The sequence below is a fragment of the Halomonas huangheensis genome, assembly GCF_001431725.1.
In the GTDB taxonomy this organism is placed as follows: domain Bacteria; phylum Pseudomonadota; class Gammaproteobacteria; order Pseudomonadales; family Halomonadaceae; genus Halomonas; species Halomonas huangheensis.
On the sequence record NZ_CP013106.1, the window covers coordinates 2,022,452 to 2,040,687 of the forward strand.

At 52.7% G+C, this 18,236-nt stretch carries 17 protein-coding genes and 2 pseudogenes; 10 read left to right on the forward strand and 9 right to left on the reverse strand.

Going from position 1 to position 18,236, the window contains the following annotated elements; genetic code table 11:
• The first annotated feature begins 196 nt into the window (after positions 1–196).
• The 3 genes from AR456_RS09070 (at position 197) to araH (ending at position 3,796) form a co-directional block, all read left to right on the forward strand.
• Complete coding sequence (locus tag AR456_RS09070; protein ID WP_236995571.1) at positions 197–1,135, forward strand: arabinose ABC transporter substrate-binding protein; 939 nt, start codon at positions 197–199, stop codon at positions 1,133–1,135.
• Entirely contained in the window at positions 1,119–2,663 is a 1,545-nt protein-coding gene (gene araG / locus AR456_RS09075; protein WP_021821136.1) for an L-arabinose ABC transporter ATP-binding protein AraG, read from the forward strand. Before AR456_RS09070 ends, araG begins: the two co-directional genes overlap by 17 nt.
• Positions 2,664–2,782: 119 nt before the next feature.
• A complete protein-coding gene (gene araH, locus AR456_RS09080; protein ID WP_021821137.1) occupies positions 2,783–3,796 on the forward strand; it encodes an L-arabinose ABC transporter permease AraH in 1,014 nt (337 codons plus the stop codon).
• A gap of 114 nt (positions 3,797–3,910) precedes the next feature.
• Here the strand turns inward: araH and AR456_RS09085 are convergent, their stop codons facing one another.
• Positions 3,911–4,675: a FadR/GntR family transcriptional regulator gene (locus tag AR456_RS09085; RefSeq protein WP_021821138.1), complete on the reverse strand. Its 765-nt coding sequence runs from the start codon at positions 4,673–4,675 to the stop codon at positions 3,911–3,913.
• 1,009 nt (positions 4,676–5,684) lie between these two features.
• On the opposite strand from AR456_RS09085, the gene AR456_RS09090 reads away from it, so the two are divergent.
• From AR456_RS09090 to AR456_RS21800, 6 genes and pseudogenes are all read left to right on the forward strand, one after another.
• On the forward strand, positions 5,685–6,200 hold the full coding sequence (locus AR456_RS09090) for a Csu type fimbrial protein (protein WP_202903977.1): 516 nt from the start codon (positions 5,685–5,687) through the stop codon (positions 6,198–6,200).
• A gap of 74 nt (positions 6,201–6,274) precedes the next feature.
• A complete protein-coding gene (locus tag AR456_RS09095) occupies positions 6,275–6,949 on the forward strand; it encodes a fimbrial biogenesis chaperone (RefSeq protein WP_021821140.1) in 675 nt (224 codons plus the stop codon).
• On the forward strand, positions 6,921–9,365 hold the full coding sequence (locus tag AR456_RS09100; RefSeq protein WP_021821141.1) for a fimbria/pilus outer membrane usher protein: 2,445 nt from the start codon (positions 6,921–6,923) through the stop codon (positions 9,363–9,365). The genes AR456_RS09095 and AR456_RS09100 overlap by 29 nt, the downstream gene beginning before the upstream one ends.
• A gap of 8 nt (positions 9,366–9,373) precedes the next feature.
• Positions 9,374–10,327 (forward strand): Csu type fimbrial protein, encoded by a 954-nt coding sequence (locus tag AR456_RS09105; RefSeq protein ID WP_021821142.1) that lies wholly within the window; start codon positions 9,374–9,376, stop codon positions 10,325–10,327.
• 358 nt (positions 10,328–10,685) lie between these two features.
• Positions 10,686–11,024 (forward strand): annotated as a pseudogene (locus tag AR456_RS20920) (IS66 family transposase); the annotation flags it as partial.
• A gap of 213 nt (positions 11,025–11,237) precedes the next feature.
• Positions 11,238–11,366, forward strand: coding sequence for a LuxR C-terminal-related transcriptional regulator (locus AR456_RS21800; protein ID WP_081694744.1), 129 nt, complete (start codon positions 11,238–11,240; stop codon positions 11,364–11,366).
• 52 nt (positions 11,367–11,418) lie between these two features.
• Here AR456_RS21800 and AR456_RS20930 read toward each other — a convergent pair whose 3' ends face one another.
• From AR456_RS20930 to AR456_RS09115, 3 genes are all read right to left on the reverse strand, one after another.
• Entirely contained in the window at positions 11,419–12,279 is an 861-nt protein-coding gene (locus AR456_RS20930; RefSeq protein ID WP_081694745.1) for an alpha/beta hydrolase, read from the reverse strand.
• The gene (locus AR456_RS09110) at positions 12,236–13,036 is read right to left on the reverse strand and encodes a TSUP family transporter (RefSeq protein WP_021821144.1); all 801 of its coding nucleotides are present in this window, start codon (positions 13,034–13,036) and stop codon (positions 12,236–12,238) included. The genes AR456_RS20930 and AR456_RS09110 overlap by 44 nt, the downstream gene beginning before the upstream one ends.
• A gap of 62 nt (positions 13,037–13,098) precedes the next feature.
• Complete coding sequence (locus AR456_RS09115; protein WP_202903978.1) at positions 13,099–14,208, reverse strand: Fe(II)-2OG oxygenase family protein; 1,110 nt, start codon at positions 14,206–14,208, stop codon at positions 13,099–13,101.
• Positions 14,209–14,922: 714 nt separating this feature from the next.
• Here AR456_RS09115 and AR456_RS20935 point away from each other — a divergent pair.
• Positions 14,923–15,261 (forward strand): annotated as a pseudogene (locus tag AR456_RS20935) (IS66 family transposase); the annotation flags it as partial.
• 33 nt (positions 15,262–15,294) lie between these two features.
• On the opposite strand, the gene AR456_RS09120 reads toward AR456_RS20935, so the two are convergent.
• From AR456_RS09120 to AR456_RS09135, 5 genes are all read right to left on the reverse strand, one after another.
• Positions 15,295–15,648: an RHS repeat-associated core domain-containing protein gene (locus AR456_RS09120; RefSeq protein WP_021821147.1), complete on the reverse strand. Its 354-nt coding sequence runs from the start codon at positions 15,646–15,648 to the stop codon at positions 15,295–15,297.
• A 165-nt stretch (positions 15,649–15,813) separates the two neighbouring features.
• Positions 15,814–16,191 (reverse strand): DUF2750 domain-containing protein, encoded by a 378-nt coding sequence (locus AR456_RS09125; RefSeq protein WP_021821148.1) that lies wholly within the window; start codon positions 16,189–16,191, stop codon positions 15,814–15,816.
• 12 nt (positions 16,192–16,203) lie between these two features.
• Positions 16,204–16,878 carry an RHS repeat-associated core domain-containing protein gene (locus AR456_RS21580; protein ID WP_021821149.1) on the reverse strand — a complete coding sequence of 225 codons (675 nt, stop codon included), beginning with the start codon at positions 16,876–16,878 and terminating at the stop codon, positions 16,204–16,206.
• Between the two features lie 582 nt (positions 16,879–17,460).
• Positions 17,461–17,751 (reverse strand): RHS repeat-associated core domain-containing protein, encoded by a 291-nt coding sequence (locus tag AR456_RS21805; RefSeq protein ID WP_417935331.1) that lies wholly within the window; start codon positions 17,749–17,751, stop codon positions 17,461–17,463.
• Between the two features lie 115 nt (positions 17,752–17,866).
• Positions 17,867–18,220, reverse strand: coding sequence for a hypothetical protein (locus AR456_RS09135; protein WP_021821151.1), 354 nt, complete (start codon positions 18,218–18,220; stop codon positions 17,867–17,869).
• Positions 18,221–18,236: the final 16 nt, after the last annotated feature.

Genomic DNA, 18,236 nt, shown 5'->3' on the forward strand with positions numbered 1-18,236 from the left:
GGCACTAAGTGATAACCAATTAAGTATTACTAGAGGTCTAAAATGCTATTTGGAGGTTATTGGGCATGCGCCTAGAGTTCGAGAAGGTCGGGTAGTGGGCAATCCCTTTCCCGAAGCCACAACAATAATTCCCGCTCGAAAGAGGAGCACAATGATGCGACCCCTATTTCTTCTGACGACCGCCACTCTGGCACTGATGACGGCCACCGCCAGTCAGGCTGCTGACGACGTCAAACTCGGATTTATCGTCAAGAAGCCAGAACAGGCCTGGTTCATCAATGAGCAGAAAGCTGCTACTGCACTTGGCGAGGAAGAGGGGTTTGAAGTGGTACGCCTGGCCGGAGAGGACGGGCAGCAGGTACTCAGCGCCATCGATAATCTCAATTCCCAGGGAGCACAGGGCTTCGTCATCTGTCCTCCGGATGTGCGCCTTGGGCCAGCGATCATGAACCGTGCAGAGCAATATGGCATGAAGGTTGTCACCGTTGATGACCGCTTCGTTGGCTCGGATGGTGAGCCGATGGAGGGCGTGCCACACCTCGGAATGTCAGGCTTCAAGATCGGCCAGCAGGTAGGTAACGCGATCGCCTCTGAGATGGAGGCGCGTGGCTGGAACCCCGAAGAAGTTGCCGCGTTGCGTATCACCAACTATGAGCTGCCGACGGCGAAAGAGCGTACGGATGGCGCGACCGAGGCATTGCTGGAGAGTGGTTTCGCCGAGAGCAACATCTTCGATGCTCCGCAGCAGAATACCGATACCGCCAGTGCCTTCTCAGCGGCATCACCGGTCATTTCGCAGAACGGCGACTTCGAGCATTGGGTCATCTACGCGCTCAATGAAGAGAGTGTTCTGGGCGGAGTACGTGCCACGGAGCAGTATGGTCTGGCACCTGAGGATGTGATTGGAGTGGGTATCAACGGCTCAGGGGCTGCTTTCGCCGAATTCTCACGGCAGAATCCCACCGGCTTCTACGGCACCGTAGCTGTCAGTTCCACCTCCCATGGTCGCGAAACCACCAGCAACCTCTACAACTGGGTGACCGAAGGCGTTGAGCCGCCGGCCAATGTCGAGACAACCGGTACTCTGATGACACGGGAAAACTGGGAGCAGGTGCGCGATGAGCTTGGCCTTTGAGGAAGTCTCGGCGGCTGACGCTGTTCAGGGTTCAGCGTCGGATGCCTTTCTGCGCGTCGAGAATATCACCGTCGAGTTTCCTGGCGTACGTGCTCTGGACGGCGTGAGCTTCAATGCTCGCGCCGGCGAGGTCCACGCCTTGATGGGCGAGAACGGTGCCGGGAAATCGACCTTGCTCAAGGTGTTGAGTGGCGTTAACCGAGTCAGTTCGGGAGCGGTGTGGCTGGATGGTCAGCGTCATGTGTTTTCCAACGCACGAGAAGCACTGGCACAGGGTATTGCCATCATCTACCAGGAGCTGACGTTATCGCCCAACCTGTCGGTGGCAGAGAACCTGTTGCTCGGACAACTGCCGGAGCGTAATGGCCTGCTGGATCGCAAGCGTCTCTACAGCAGGGCACGAGAAGTGTTGGCGGATCTCGGTGAGACGGAAGTGCATCCTGCTACCAAGGTCAGGGACCTGTCGATTGGCCAGCAGCAGATGATCGAGATCGGGCGCGCGCTGTTGCGCGATGCCAGGGTCATCGCCTTCGATGAGCCCACCAGCAGCCTGTCTATCCAGGAAATTCGCCAGCTCAAGCGTATCGTCAAACGTCTGCGTGACGAGGGGCGGGTGGTGCTGTATGTCACTCACCGTATGGAAGAGGTGTTCGAGATGTGTGATGCGGTCACGGTATTCCGTGATGGCTGCCACATTCGTACCCATGACGATATGCAGGGGCTGGACCACGATATGCTGGTCAGCGAGATGGTGGGTCGTGATATCGAGGACGTCTATGGCTATCGATCCCGCGACGCCGGAGAGGTGTTGCTTTCGGTAGGCAACATTGAAGGGCGAGGGCTGGCCGCACCGGTGAGTTTCGACGTGCACCGGGGTGAGGTCTTCGGCCTCTTCGGCTTGGTGGGAGCAGGGCGTAGTGAACTGATGCGCCTGGTGTGTGGCGTCGAAACGCCGAAATCCGGGCAGGTGCACTTTCAGGGCAGAGAGCAGCGTTTTGCGACACCGCGAGACGCTATCCGCGCCGGGCTGGCGATGTGCCCCGAGGATCGCAAGTCTCAGGGCATATTCCCCGTCGCCAGCGTATCTGACAACCTCAATATAAGCTGTCGGCGTTTCTTTAAACGCTTCGGCTGGATGCGCCACACCAGGCGCGAACTCGACAACACCCAGCAATATATCCGCCAGCTCAGTATCAAGACGCCTGGGCCGCGCACACCTATCGCAACGCTTTCCGGTGGCAATCAGCAGAAGGTCATTCTGGCACGCTGGCTGTCAGAGCAGATCGAGCTGTTTGTGATGGATGAGCCAACGCGAGGCATCGATGTGGGCGCACGCAGGGACATCTACACCTTGTTGTATGACCTTGCGGAAGACGGCAAAGGCGTGGTGGTGATTTCCAGTGACCTGGCGGAGATCAGTGCTATCTGTGATCGCGTGGGGGTCATGCGTGATGGCGAGTTGGTCGAAATCGTGCCGCGTGACGAGGCGACGCCTGAACGGCTGTTGAGCCTCGCGTTGCCGAGCTGATGGCGATGAGGCTCTTGTACTTGCTGCACCACGGGCCCTTTTGCCAACGATCCATTCATTGAACAACGCCCCTTCCTTCAACAACGATCAATTCCTTGAAAACAATGAGCGAAGATTCCATGACAACTCAACGCCTCGCTGAAGGCGAAACCGCTCAGGCTCCCCATGCCAAGGGGCGTCAGGGGCTGGCGAAGCCTTTGCGTACTCTGCTGGATACGTCAGGCCTGATTGCCGTCTTCATTCTGCTGTTCATCGGCCTTTCGGTGCTGATCCCCGACTTCCTGACCAGCCGCAATATGGTTGGTCTACTACTGTCGGTCACTGTCATCGGCACTATCGCCACTACCATGATGCTGGTGTTGGCGCTTGGAGAAGTCGATCTATCGGTGGCCTCCATTGTCGCTTTCAGCGGCGTGGTGGCTGCGGTTGCTACGACAACGTCAGGCAGCGTCTTCATCGGTGTGATGGCGGGGGTTCTGGCCGGAGGAGTGGTCGGTGCCTTCAACGGCTTTGTGGTCGCACGTTTCGGCATCAATTCGTTGATCGCGACGTTGGCAGCGATGGAGTTCGTGCGTGGCCTGGCTTACATCACCTCCGGCGGTGATGCGGTGATGATTACCGTCCCGGGCTTCTTCGATCTGGGCAGTGCCTCCTTTCTCGGCCTGACGCTGCCGGTCTGGGCGATGATCGTGTGTTTCGTGGTGTTTGGTGTACTGCTCAACATGACCTCCTTCGGGCGTAATGTGTTGGCCACGGGCGGCAATGCAGAAGCGGCTGCGTTGGCAGGGGTCAACGTACGCCGATTGAAGATTATTGTCTTCGGCCTGCAAGGCGTGGTCGCGGGGGTTGCCGGGGTGCTGCTGACATCACGCATGGGTCTGGGTGATCCCAATACGGCGCTGGGTCTTGAGCTGGCGGTGATCTCTGCCTGCGTACTCGGTGGCGTGGCACTGTCCGGTGGTGTGGCCTCGATTACCGGCGTGCTGGTGGGGGTGTTGATCATGGGCTGTGTACAGAACGCCATGGGCCTGCTCAATGTGCCGACCTTCTACCAGTACCTGGTGCGTGGCGCGATCCTATTGCTGGCGGTGATGTTTGACCGCTGGAAACAGACCAGGCGTGCCAGGGGCTGACTGCTACCAACGACGCTGATCAGATAGCGAGAACGTAGCCATATGCAAACGGCGAGCAGGGCATAATGCCCTGCTCGCCGTTTGCATGTTTGTCATTTGCACGTCAGAGGACGATCAGGGGGAGGGCGGAAGCTCCAGACCACCACCAAGAATCGAGTCTCCCGGCTGGATGCCCAGCGCCTCGGCGGTCCCATCGAGCACCGCCTGGGCGGCGCGGAAGGCGGCCTGAGGTTGGCGAGCGCGGATCGCTTCCATCAGCTCGCGGTGGCGTTCCAGACTGGCCTCGGGATCGGTGGAGCTCTCGTTGGACATCTCGATCAGCAGGTAGATCGAAGGGCGCAGAATATGCGAGAGCTGCGACCAGACGATATTGCGCGTCGCCTTGAAGATAGCAACATGAAAGGCAATATCGTGATCGCTGTGCAGGCGCTTGACCTCGGAGCCGGCGACATTCATCTCGCGCGCCATGCCGTCGAATGCCTCTTCAATGGCAACCAGGTCACGCGCAGTAGCGCGGCGTGCAGCGGTCATCGCCACCCAGGGTTCAACATCGAGTCGGAAGGCGAGAATCTCGCGCTGAATATCCGGGTTCGGCGCCGCATATCGTGTCATCCAGTCCGTGACCTGCGGATCGAGAATGTTCCAGGCCTCGAAGTTGCGGACACGCGTGCCATGGCCTGAAATACGTTCGATGATACCGGCATCGACCAGTTGGCGAATATCACTGCGTACGGCGGAGCGGTTGAGCGAGAACTGTGCCGAAAGATCCACTTCCTTGGGAACCAGGTCGCCGGGCCTGTAGTGGCCGGAAAATATGGCTTGAGCAAGATACTCAGTGACGCTGGGTCGTTTGCTGTTGTTTGTGGTGGAAGGCGGCACTATTCAACTCCATTGATGATCCCACCGATCCTCGCATATGTTGAACATATACTCAATTATGCGCGGCTGTAGCGTAGAGGGTGAGTAGGCGAATCCATGCAGGGTCTGTCAGCGGTAGGTTTGCGTTTCCTCGGTTGGGAGCACAAGGCGCTGCGTAAGTGAGAGCACAAGCCGGGGTGAGCGGTGGAGCATGGCACTGGTGTCATCTCTCCAGGAAAATCGGATCGGAAGCGACGGCCAGGGTCCAGACAACGTCACTGAGTGGAACACGAATAGGTTGTATTCTGCCAGGTTGTATTCTGCGGCTGACTTTATTCGTCAATGTTATTGCTGAAAGAATCGCCGCAACAATCGCAGTAACAATCCAGTTCAGTATTGGTATGACCATTGCCAGGGTTTCTTCGGGTAAGGAAAAACCAGGCGGGACAATCTGATTTCCAACAGCTCGGCTGGGATTCGGTCTCCTCTAGAGTCTCAAGGCAAGATTCATTAGGGGTTAACCTCACTTTGGGGCTTAAGTTGTTGGTGGGGAGGCTCAGGTGGTGCTTTGTGTCTGTGCTGTCACAGAGTTTTGAACACCCTCCAATCCAAATACAGTGGCTTCGATAATTTTGTGATACTTGAGTTACATATTCTTTCAATTATTTAAATTTTGTATAGATTTTTCGGTTTACAAGGTCAGTATTGGTGCTTCAGGTGAGTTGCCGGTTAGTTGTTTCTGTCTTTATGGCATTGTCGAAATCTTTTGCTACACTTCGGTTCAGGGAAATGGTTTAAATGCTTGACAGACAGCGTGTAATTGCCAGGAACCTGCAATATTCCAGCAAAGTTCCGGGGCTTGCTATTTGGCTCTCCTGGTTGGCTTTGGTATTTATAGGTCGCTAGCGTCACATGGAGTTTTCCGATGGGTGACTGGGAGCCATTTCAGCGTTGAGTGTGAACATTATGCGTTGAGCGGGAATTGTAGTGAGGCGATACATTTGTATGTATGTGTCCTTCGAATGTAACGATGAGTCAGGGAGGAGTTATGCGGAACAGTCTTCTTGCCCGTGGTAGCCTTTTTACTGTCTTGATGATATCGGCGAGTTATGCCGCCGCACAGACAGCGACCACACAGTTCAACGTTCAAATCACCATCAATGCCGAGTGTCAGATCAATTCTGCATCGGATCTGGATTTCGGTAGCGCTGGTGTGATTGATACTGCAGTTGAAGCCTCGAGTGAAATTGCAGTTCAGTGCACAAGCGGAACCACTTACGACATCGGGTTGGACGAGGGCCAGGGCACTGGTGCAACAGTCGCTACGCGTTTCATGACCGGCCCGGACTCCGAGACGGTCACCTATTCCCTCTATACCGAGGGAGGCCACACTGATGTGTGGGGCAACACAGTCGGAACCGATACGGCTTCAGGCACCGGCACAGGATCCGAACAGCTATACACCGTCTTTGGTCAGGTTCCTGAGCAAGAAGCTCCAGCTCCGGGCACCTACACGGATGTTGTCACTGTTACCGTGACTTACTGATCGATCTGACCGAAGTGAGAACAATGCGATCAATCGCCATATTGGTAGGGTGCCTCCTTACTGCGTTAACCCTCGTGGCACCTTCAGAAGCAGCATCGCTGCGTGTTGCTCCAGTTATTCTTGATCTCAGCGCGCCGACTGCGGCATCCACGATCCGAATCTGGAACGATGCACAGCAACCGATCAACGTCCAGATTCGCGTGTTTCGCTGGACTCAGCAGAATGGTGAAGATGTCTACGAGGAAGCAAGTGATGTCGTTGCCAGCCCTCCGATCACCACATTGCAACCTGGCGGAGAGAATCTCGTACGGGTCGTGCGAACCGCAAAGCAGCCAGTGCAGGCAGAAGAAAGCTATCGGCTGATCGTGGATGAGCTGCCAACCTCATCGCAACGAGAGGCTGGTACCGTCTCCCTTGTAGTGCGGCATTCCATTCCTGTGTTCTTTGCCGATCCTGATGTTCCGGAAGCGGCTCCCGCCTGGTCCGTCGATCAGCGCCAAGGTGGCTATATGGTCACGGTCCGTAATGATGGAGCGCGCAGGTTCAAGGTCTCCAACCTCTCCTTGAGCAATGGCAGTGCGGTCGTTGCACGGCACGACGGCCTTGTCGGTTATGTGCTGGGAAATTCGACTGCCAGGTGGTTTGTTCCGGGCAGGAGTATCGAAGGCGTGTCAGGAGAGTCGATGACAATAACGGCGGACAGCGAAACAGGAAGTTTTGATGCGACCGCACGTCTCAGTGGCGGCTAGTATTCTGGTGTCAATATCGGTTGAGTTGCTGACACCTCTGTACGATGGAGAGGCACGCGCAGGGACAATTCCCCGTCCTGTCACTGACTTCGGTTCTGCCGGAGCTCTATCGGTCGGTGCGCGAGACCTGCAGTTGGAGGTCTTCATCAACGGCAGTTCGACTGATCTGGTTGCCGTCTTTCGTCACAGCGTCGATGGGAGTCTTGCGATCTCCCCTGATCAGTTGCGTAACGTGGGTATCTACCCAGCAGACGAGGCCATCCAGTCGAATGGGCTTGTCGATATCGCACAGCTTCCGGGGGTCTCCGCCGATTATCGCGAGACCAGTCAAAGTATCCACTTTACCGTTGAGTTCGCTGCGTTGTCCGAGCGGGTCATAGAAGGGCGCGGAGGTGTTCGCGATGGTGCCGCTGGAACTGATGCGCAAAGTAGTCTTGGCGCACTGATGAACTACACCCTGTATACCAGCACCGGTGGCGATGACATGGATGACATCTGGGGCTTTGAAGGTGTCTCGGGGTGGTTCGAAGGGCGCATCTTCAGTCCAGTTGGTGTGTTCACGAATTCATATGTCGTCAGCGTTTCGCCGAACGAACGTTACGACTCGACGCGCCTTGATACCACCTGGTCCTATTCGAATCCTGAATGGCTGACATCGTTCCGAGCCGGAGATGTCATCACGGGAGGTCTGAGCTGGACTCGCCCAACCCGGCTTGGTGGCCTGCAGGTCCAACGCAATTTCGGGCTGAGGCCGGACCTGGTGACCATGCCATTGCCGGATCTTTCCGGATCTGCAGCGGTTCCTTCCACTGTCGATATCTACGTCAACAATGCACGCCGGGTTTCCGAGGAGATTCCGGCGGGTCCGTTTCAGGTCACTAACCTGCCGGTCGTCACGGGAAGTGGGACGGCTCGTGTGGTGGTACGCGACGCGCTGGGGCGCGAGACGAGCTCGGAGACTCCCTTCTTCGCTTCATCCGATCTGCTCGCGTCAGGGCTTTGGGATTACTCGGCTGAAGCCGGCTTTGCACGTCGCTTCTATGGGGTCGAATCCAACGACTACGACGGCAGTTTCATGGGCTCTGGCACGCTTCGCTACGGAATCTCCGACCAGTTGACGCTGGAAGGCCATACCGAAGTAGGTGGCGGGCTCATCAATGGTGGTGCCGGCACAGTGTTTGGATTGGGGCCGATGGGCGTGGGCTCTCTGGCGGGGGCTGCGAGCAGCTTCGATGGTCAGACCGGCTATCAGCTTGCAGGAAGTGTGGAGTTCGAAGTGGGGGACATGCACGTCTTTACACGAACGCAGCGCACGTTCGGGAGTTACAACGACATCGCCGGCGTAACGGCCGAGGCAGCCCAGTCGACATGGCCGGACGATGGAGTTTTTACCGCGGCTCCTCCGCGTAAGCTCGACCAGGCATCGATCTCGGCTCCTTTGCAGTTCGATCCTTCAACGGTCAATTTGAGCTACACCCATCTCGAGACGGTTGAACACGATCGCTCTGAAATTCTGGGGCTGTCCTTCACTCGCCCAGTCGGCAGAGCATCCATCTTCGCCAGTGCTTTCACCGACCTGGAAGATGACGATGCGTTCGGTGCATTCGTGGGTATTTCGATTCCCCTCGGTGACGACCTCTATACGTCGGCCAGTGTTTCCTCCGACTCCGATGGAACATCCGTTACGACGGACCTCGTGAAGACAGAGAATGCGGAGATCGGCGGTGTTGGCTGGCGCCTTCGAGACACTGAAGGAGCGGTTACCAACCGAACGGCGGCGATCAGTTACCGACCGTCTTTTGCCCGTATTGAAGCTGGCGTCGAGCAGTTTGACGATCTTTATCGCGCAACGGCTCAGGTTGATGGTGCTGTGGTCTTTGCCAGTCAGGATGTTTTTCTGGCTAACCGTATCGATGATGCCTTTACCATCGTTGACACCGGTGTTCCCGGTGTTGGGGTGCAGTATGAAAACCGTCCAGTGGGGCATACCAACCCAGAGGGAAAGCTTCTGTTGCCTGATCTACGTTCCTACGAACCCAACCAGATCACGATTGATCCGACAAACCTTCCTGTTGATGCGACGGTAGGTGGTACTCGCATCGTAACGGTTCCGGCTGATCGCAGCGGCACCGTTGTCGACTTCGACGTAGTTACCGATGCCAAGGCCGCGCTCGTCACCCTGAGAAACGAGGCAGGCGAGTACCTGCAAGCGGGAACGGTCGGTAGCGTAGAGGGTGCATCAAGCAGCTTTGTCATCGGTTACGACGGTCAGGCTTTTATCACCGGGCTTGACTCGCGAAATCGCATCACGGTGGACCTCCGTGGTCGTGGGCGTTGCTCCGCTGAATTCGGTTATGAGCCGCGAGAAGGAGAACAAGTCACTATCCCCAATGTGGTCTGCCACCCGGTTGAGTGAGAAATCGCATGCTGCGCCTCATACTGATCCTGTTGACACTTATCTTCCTGCAGCCGCTATCGGCGGTTGCACAGGTACTTAACAATTGCTCCTTCAGCGTAACCAATGTCAACTTCGGTACTGTCAATACGCTGGCGGGTGGCGTCGTTGACACCACAGGAACCGTCAATGTCACCTGCAACTCTACGTTGGGTGCGACGTTCCGTGTCTGTCTCAACCTGAATGCCGGGGTGGGGGGAGCCACCTCCGGCATCCGTCATATGACTGGCCCCGGAGGTAGCCGCCTGGACTACCGGTTATACAAGGACGCCGCGCGTGCAACACCCTGGGGCTCACGTACGCTGACAACTCTCGGGACGCCGGTAGCCCTGCAGCTATCGGTACCGATCCTGGGGTCCGTATCCACCACTCGGACGATCTATGCACGGGTTGCCGGGAATCAGCAGGCCGCTCCGCCTGGCACCTATACATCGACGTTCTCAGGAGGCCAGGTTGAGTTCAATTGGCGCGCAAGTGGGACGACGGATTGCAATGCTCTGACGCGGAACCCCACCCGTCCGAGTTTCAATGTGCAGGCAATCGTCGCTCCGAATTGCAATGTTACCGCGCAAGACATCAATTTCGGTGATCACGGAGTGCTGGACACTGAGGTGAGCGCGACTGGGGCTATCAGCGTGAATTGCACCTCTGGCACGACCTACAATATCGGCTTGAATAACGGACTCAATGGTGACGGACCGACACAGCGACGTATGTCGTTGGGTGACCAGGCGATTACCTATGGGCTTTATCGGGATGCCGCTCACAGCCAGCCATGGGGCAACACCATTGGCAGTGATACGGTGAGCGGTGCAGGTGTTGGTGGAGAGCAGAACTTGAGCGTATACGGCCGCGTACCTGCACAGATGACCCCTTCACCGGGGACATATAGCGACACTGTTGTGGTCACCGTTACCTATTGATGATGCTGACAGTGGAAAGGGGCCATGTTATGGAAAACAGGTACCCAGCAATATCTGTCATCAATGCTGTATTGATCCAGATACCCCGTTCAAGACATCCCTTTTTATACCCTGAATTCTGGCCATCTTCTCTGCGCGAAGTGTGTCGTCGGACTGGGGCATGGTCCTATTGCAGCTCCAGCTATAGCGGATAGTAAGCGCTCCACAAACCGCATCTTATGCAGCTGAATAGTGTTCGTCAGACTGGTGTCACTTGATTTCAAGGAGAACACCATGACCGAGCTGACCTCGACACAGGCCTTCTGGCTGGGCCATCTGTTCCATGCCTCCTCGCGGCAGCTGCCGCTGAGCGGGTATGCCGAAGAGCGCTCTGGGCAAGGCCCTCCACTATCTGGCAGGCCAGTGGGAAAGGCTGACGCGTTTTCTTGAGGATGGTCTGATCCCACTGGACAATAATCCGGAGGAAAATGCCATCCGCCCGTTCGTGGTGGGTCGCAAGAACTGGCTGTTCAGCTAGACGCCGAGAGGCGCTCATGCCAGTGCTGCCCTCTACAGTCTGGTGGAAACAGCCAAGGTCAACGGCCTGTCCCCCTACGAGTATCTGCAGTTCGTGTTCGAGACCCTGCCAACCCTCGGCGAGGATGACGACCTCGGCACGCTGCTTCCCTGGCGCTGGAAAGACACTCTACCGGTCTGACTCGTGGGGTTGCTGGACCGTTTACCGACCAGTGAGGCGGCGCTGAACGCCCTGCTGCCTTGGAATGTCCCTCTTGAGAGCACCTCAAAAGATACGCCTGCCTACGAATAGGGCAAGTACGTCGTTTTAACGGCGCTTACGCTGAAGGCACGCCACTCATACCAATAATGCACGAAAGTTTAAGGTTAAGCACTTAATACTCACAAGAAGGATGTGATAAAATGGTCAGCTGTGGGGGAAACAAATTGGGAGATTGCAGAAATATTAAGCTGTAGCGAATCGACTGTTAACTTTCATTTTAATAACGTCAGGAGAAGGTTTAGCGTTATCGTCAGGAAATAATAAAAGCAATACAGGGGAATATGGTTTCGGTCTGACTTGAAAGGCTAGCCTTTCAAGTCAGAAAATCAGATATGCAATTAGTTACTAGTTCTTTTGCTGATAGATCCGATCTCAGTTTAGACAGAATGTGGTGATCGCAACCTGGAATTATCAATTTTTTCAGTTTGGCGTTTGTGGCAGACTCTATACCTTCGATTACCTCCGCGGGAATTGGACTGTATAGCGCGCTCCCATCGCAAGAGGAGATTAAACCAACCGAACTTCCTTCGCACTTCTCGTAATCCATTGCTCGAAGCCCGTCATGCTCTCCAATAATCAAGAGCACACGGCCTGTGAAGCTCCTAAGAAATTCATATGAGGAAGAATTCAAGAAGCTGTAAGGCTGTGTGATTGCAGTTTTGAATTCTTTCCCAAATGGACGGCTATAGGCTTCTTCACTGTAGATTGCGGGACATACAAGGATCAGCTTTTCAAAAGTGTGGCGATGGCGCTCTGCTAACTTCAGCGCTATCGCTCCTCCCAAGCTATAACCTAGAAGCGTGTTGATATTAGGTTTGAATATGCCAGCTAGGTGCTGTGCTTCTGAAAGGTTGCGATGAAGTGAGGACTGCTCTCCCATTAAATTTTGGTCTGTATGGTGACCGGATAAATCGAAGCTCGCGCTATGTATATTTCTTTGGGTCAAAAGGTTATGTAACAAGTGATCAAGAGATTCTAAATTTGAACGGGCGCCGTGTATCGCCAATAGAGTGGGGTTGGATGTTTTGCGAGTGTAGACCCTATACCTGATAGCACGATCATGCGGGCCAATGCAGGATTTGGTAATCACGAAGTTTTCAAGCATAGGATGTTGTGTCAACGCTCGCTGCCTATAGTTCATTTGGTTTGGCGCAGTACTGTACGAACGCAGCATGCCATGGATTTTCCGGAGCGCTGAGCAATTTTATTGCCAAGAAGCAGCAAACTACGATGAGCATAGGCTTAATTAAGCGAGGCCCAACAACTAGAGCGCAACGTGCGCCAAGCTGAGCGCCTAGAAATGCACCGATTGCCATGCTGAGAGCGATTGGCCACAAAATCACCCCCTTTGTCATGAAAACTGTAAGTGACCCTAAATTGCATGATACGTTTGCAAGCTTTGTGAAACTCATGGCGCGCAACATGGCCATCCCACAAAGCATCGTAAGAGTGGCCATGAAGAAAGAGCCTACGCCGGGACCAAAAACTCCATCATAAAAGCCGAGTAATGGTGCAATGGAAAAGGAAAAAGCAAGAATGCTAATGCGTTGCTTTCTATCTAAGTCACTAACCTTCGGTGCTAGACTAAAATATAGCGCCACTAGGATTAGCATCACCGGAACAGCCGCTTGAAGATATGTTTGGTTGATGCTGCTTACTAGCAGCGCTCCGCTGCCCCCGCCTAAAAAGCTAAATATTGCTAGATACCGGCCCTCTCGCCATTGTATAAGGCCTTTTCTCGCAAACGCAACTGTGGCTGAAAATGTACCAGATGCGGCTTGGAATTTATTCGTCGCAATAGCTGTGACTGGGTCGATTCCGGCCAAAAATAAAGCTGGCAAGGTTATTAGCCCTCCACCTCCAGCAATTGCGTCAAAAAATCCGGCGAAGAAAGCGACGCATCCTAATATTGTGACTAATTCTAAATTCATCACACACAACCCCAGTAATAAATGTAATGCATCAGGTGAAAATTTAAAATTATAAATATAAGCTAACCTTTAACTATCATTGGTGATTCGTTCAAAACGATTGGGGCCGCTTTCATGCAGTAACCGAACAGCCTTACGAGAAGTCGTCGATTATCTTTGATAACATCGCGACAATGCAGGCTTCGGTAGTTGTTTATTAGGACAGCAGTATTCTGATTTAAGACGATTTTTTCGTGTTGGGCAGAACCCATCGCCGATATAAATTTGGAGTAAGAATCTCTGATCATAATGGGTGCGTCCTCAACTACCGAGAAACGATAGGAGTTATATCGTATGGCGAAACCGTTGCTCGCACTGTAGTCAAGAATAGATACGCCATTGCCATCTTCTCCTTTTTCATCAACAAATGAGTCGCTACGTGTAAACTTAAAACTTTTTGATGTTAATGCAAGTGCATTGATTGCGCCAATGCTTTGAAGGACTGAATCGATGGGAATAATAGTCGTAGGTTCTTTCAATGGATTCCACAGCGCGCTAAGAATCAATGTTGATGGCGCGGGGGAGTGACCATTTTCGGAGTTGAAAGAGCACCAGTAGGGTGCTTCGGTATGCGGCCCTAGTTCAAGACCTGAATGCGAGCTTAGCTCAATATCAGCGGGTTCACGTTCCAAGCTTTCTGATCCCCCCCCCTTATAATTGGCTACAACTCTGACTATTTTTCCTTCGTTATCTATGTCGTATGCGAAGGCTCTGTTACGAACAACCTCAAGTAGGATTTGACTTCTTGATGCCAAATATAACACGTCCGAACTAATTTCAGCTTTCTCCAGTGGCTCGAGAAGAGAAGGAGGCTGAGAGTTATTGACGTTTTGCATCCCATCAAATACTAAGTATGAAAGCAGCCCTTCAGCATAAGCGTCTATTAGGTCTCCCTGTCCTGGCGTCATCATCTGACGCAACTCGAGTGCCGAAGCCTTAGCAATGATATCCGCACCTTGCTTCTGAGGCCCGCCAGCAGCTGCCATCAATAGGCTATGGTTGTGGAGGCTGCTTGACTGGGCCATCGATAAGGTTACGGTTGGAGTCCCGCTTTCCTGACTGTGAGTGTAGACAGTTTTGCTGGCGATCATCGAACCAGGCGTTCTTTCTACTGAATCCGCTGAAATTTCCATTTAAAGTTCCTATCCAATTTTATATCAGGATCCGTCGAGGTATTCGCCTCATGCGGGCTCAACCATCACATGATAGAGGGAGAGGCGCACTGCCAATATCTATCAGTTCTGTTAGAGCGCACCATAAGTAAGTGCTTATGCAGAAGAAAAAAAACATTAACTCTGCACAACCGCATGATTTTAATGACATGCTGTGCACGAAAACTTGCGCGCAGGCACTTAAGTCGCCTTTATCAACCAACATTGATACAGATGTTTTCCGAGCTTCTATCAATCCTCTGAAAAATCGGAATTTTATAAAATGATTGCAACAAGATATAGAAAGAAAGGTTAGTTGCGTTCCGAAGTTCAGTCCACATATATTTCAACTCGCCTACTACTTCGGCACAAAAAATAATACATAACCCACTGCAATAAAATTTAGCAAAAAAAAGAATTAGCAATTAATGATATAAGTCTTCAAAATCAAAAAAGAAAAAACAACAAATGGATAGTAAGTGCTTATGCAGAAAAACATACATTAACTTTTCATAACCGCATGATTTTAATGTAATTGCTCCACAAACCGCATCTTATGCAGCTGAATAGTGTCCGTCAGACTGGTGTCACTTGATTTCAAGGAGAACACCATGACCGAGCTGACCTCGACACAGGCCTTCTGGCTGGGCCATCTGTTCCATGCCTCCTCGCGGCAGCTGCCGCTGAGCGGGTATGCCGAAGAGCGCTCTGGGCAAGGCCCTCCACTATCTGGCAGGCCAGTGGGAAAGGCTGACGCGTTTTCTTGAGGATGGTCTGATCCCACTGGACAATAATCCGGAGGAAAATGCCATCCGCCCGTTCGTGGTGGGTCGCAAGAACTGGCTGTTCAGCTAGACGCCGAGAGGCGCTCATGCCAGTGCTGCCCTCTACAGTCTGGTGGAAACAGCCAAGGTCAACGGCCTGTCACCCTACGAGTGTCTGCAGTTCGTGTTCGAGACCCTGCCAACCCTTGGCGAGGAGGACGACCTCGGCACGCTGCTTCCCTGGCGCTGGAAAGACACTCTACCGATCTGACTCACGTCGCAACAGGTGGGGTTGCTGGACCGTTTACCGCGGATACAGGTTCTCGCCACCCATCAGCCCGATGGGATCCTGGGTAATGAAGCGTCCTATCTCGGGATCATAGTAGCGGTGGCGGTTGTAGTGAAGTTCCGTTTCCGTATCATGATACTGCCCTTGGAAGCAGAAGGGGTTGTCGGTGGTGATATTGTCGCTGCTACCATCATTGGCCTTGCGTAGCTGGCCCCAGACGCTGTAGTGGCCAACCCAGGCGAGGTTGCCATCGCTGTCGGTGACTTCCAGTGGGGTACCGAGGTGGTCGGCCTGGAAGTAGTAGAGCGTTGGTTCGCTCAGGCGATAGTCGGTGTACAGCACCGTGCCGCTGCCGGTCGCCTGAAGCACGGTTTCGTAGCGGGCTTCCAGTTTGGCCGCCGGTGCGAGGCGGCCTCACGCGAATAAATGGAACTCATTAAACCACAACACCGGAAATCACACCTCAAGCTAGAATACTTATGCGCGACTCATCGGTTTCGGCCAATTCTATTCCCGGTTACTCCTGCCTAGCTATTACTCGTATTTTGACAACTCATTTTTCAAGTCAGATGTAAGCTCTGATGCTGATTTTGTTGCCGTGGCCGATTGGTCAGGGACCATGAAGATGGCAATGCCAATACCGTCGATTTCAAGTTTTTGGAGCAATTCGTTAACCATGTAGTACACATCAATTGTTAAAGGGGTATAGTCTTCCCAGTCATTTGATGCACATGCTCTTGCTGCTTCCTCTGTAGGCCATATAGGGAAAAACTGCCTCCCTTCGTTACCGCTTAAAGCCCATCCATCATTGTAAAGCCCCCAAGCACTCTCTTGATCCGCTATCTTTTTTATCGTAAAAACATAGCGATCCATAACAGGCTTTTTTGAAAGAAGCTCAAGCTGTTTGCTCATACCAGATCTCTCTTAATCCTTGATAAAACATCGGCCGCATGCATAGGGCTGGTTGGCTCTTCCTTTGTCATCATATCTATGTTGCAGTCGATGCAAATCAGTGTGTTGGGGCTCCGAATATTCATACCCAAACCCCTTTTGCGCTTCATAGCCTCTTCTATGAGCTAGCTGGTACCCTGGGGGATTCCTGATATTGGTACGGTTTCCTTGGGTAATTGCATTTTGTTCTTGCTGAATCCAACCGCGTACATGCGCTGGCTGTCTTGGATCTTGGCCAATTTCTCGCAATCTTGCCTGTTTTCCTGCTCTTCCGCCGTTCAACCCCAGCGGATCCACCCAACCAGTCGGGTTGGGTGCGTATTGATACAGGTTCTCGCCACCCATCAGGCCGATGGGGTCCTGGGTGATGAAGCGTCCTATCTCGGGATCATAGTAGCGGTGGCGGTTGTAGTGAAGTCCCGTTTCCTCATCATGATACTGCCCCTGGAAGCGGAAGGGGTTGTCGGTGGTGATGTTGTCGCTGTTACCATCATTGGCCTTGCGTAACTGGCCCCAGGCGAGGTTGCCATCGCTGTCGGTGACTTCCAGCGGGGTACCGAGGTGGTCGGTCTGGAAGTAGTAGAGCGTTGGTTCGCTCAGGCGATAGTCGGTGTACAGCACTGTACCGCTGCCGGTCGCTTGAGGCACGGCTTCGTAGTGGGCTTCCTTTAGTAGCGGGTATAGAACCCGCCTAGTGTAGGAGAAATAGGTTAGAATTTACGCTTTCTACAAATTTGTATCATATAAGTAAATAATGTCGCATGAAATCTCTACAAAGCCCAAATTATCATATGGGAAGTTATTGCACTCAATCATGATAATAGACCCATCTAAAGACAGAAATAAAATCCCATCCGGCTCACAAGAAGTTATTTCTCCTACGACTTTTACCTTGTTGTCAGTGCTCTGTATTGATGGTGAATGGGATGTTGACGGAGATATGTTCGCCCCCCATGTTGTGATATAGGGAATCTCAATCTCGACATTGTGTTCTCCTCCAACTTCTATCGAGCCTCCTTTCCATATGGCGAACGCGCTGCCTAACGAACAAGAAAAGTGCACTTGTTCTTGAAGGTCATTTTTTACGACATCTATTATGCTGATTAGCATCATAACCACTTTGGTAGAGGAACGCGAATGACTGTGTTGTCTACGTTCATTGAGTTGTTACTTGGGTCTGATGTCCATGTTTCCTCATGATAATGATGCTTTGCCGGGGAGCCATTCATTTCATGATATACCATATCTGATACTTCGAGTACCGTCTGTTGACACAATCCTGCCGGGGTCAGCCTGGCCTGTTCGTGGATGAATATTTGTATGAGGGCCAGGGCCAAGGAATTCATCCCACTGGTCAGTAGCATTTTCTGGGTTAACTGGGTTAACTGGCTTAACTGGCTTGTTGCTATATGTTTCGTGATGATAGCCACGATTTAGCTGACAATCGCACTTACTCAACCCCAGCGGATCCACCCAACCAGTCGGGTTGGGTGCGTATTGATACAAGTTCTCGCCACCCATCAGCCCGATGGGATCCTGGGTAATGAAGCGTCCTATCACGGGATATAGTAGCGGTGGCGTTGAAGATATAGTTACCTATACCATGGCACTACTCCATATTTTTTACTTCCTTACCCTATTTTAAAGATAGATATATATCATGGAGGTCTTTGTTTTCATTGATAGCTGTGCACTGTCCATCTTTCTTGTAAAATAGGGAGAGTTCCCCCTTTTCTCCATTTTCCTCGATTGCTCTCACTCCGTCTAAGACACAAAGTGCTCCAAATGCAGCTCCGTCGGCTACATATTGTATGATTTTCTCAATTTCTTCTTTCTCTCTATCTTCCAGTTCATTATAAAATTTAGATATCTCTAAAATATCGTGTGCAGGGCGTCGTCCTGGAGGGGATTTTAGAACGGAAATGGTATCTTGAACTGCTCCGTCTTTTACTGCTCTTTTGAAAGCATCTACAAAATCATCGGCGTTCATGGTCTTTTTCTCTGCT

Coding starts and splice junctions, on each gene's coding strand:
- AR456_RS09070 (WP_236995571.1), top strand. CDS start 197: ATGACGGCCACCGCCAGTCAGGCTGCTGACGACGTCAAACTCGGATTT.
- araG (WP_021821136.1), top strand. CDS start 1,119: ATGAGCTTGGCCTTTGAGGAAGTCTCGGCGGCTGACGCTGTTCAGGGT.
- araH (WP_021821137.1), top strand. CDS start 2,783: ATGACAACTCAACGCCTCGCTGAAGGCGAAACCGCTCAGGCTCCCCAT.
- AR456_RS09090 (WP_202903977.1), top strand. CDS start 5,685: ATGAGTCAGGGAGGAGTTATGCGGAACAGTCTTCTTGCCCGTGGTAGC.
- AR456_RS09100 (WP_021821141.1), top strand. CDS start 6,921: ATGCGACCGCACGTCTCAGTGGCGGCTAGTATTCTGGTGTCAATATCG.
- AR456_RS09105 (WP_021821142.1), top strand. CDS start 9,374: ATGCTGCGCCTCATACTGATCCTGTTGACACTTATCTTCCTGCAGCCG.
- AR456_RS20930 (WP_081694745.1), bottom strand. CDS start 12,279: ATGCTGCGTTCGTACAGTACTGCGCCAAACCAAATGAACTATAGGCAG.
- AR456_RS09110 (WP_021821144.1), bottom strand. CDS start 13,036: ATGAATTTAGAATTAGTCACAATATTAGGATGCGTCGCTTTCTTCGCC.
- AR456_RS09115 (WP_202903978.1), bottom strand. CDS start 14,208: ATGGAAATTTCAGCGGATTCAGTAGAAAGAACGCCTGGTTCGATGATC.
- AR456_RS09125 (WP_021821148.1), bottom strand. CDS start 16,191: ATGAGCAAACAGCTTGAGCTTCTTTCAAAAAAGCCTGTTATGGATCGC.
- AR456_RS21805 (WP_417935331.1), bottom strand. CDS start 17,751: ATGGGTGGCGAGAACTTGTATCAATACGCACCCAACCCGACTGGTTGG.
- AR456_RS09135 (WP_021821151.1), bottom strand. CDS start 18,220: ATGAACGCCGATGATTTTGTAGATGCTTTCAAAAGAGCAGTAAAAGAC.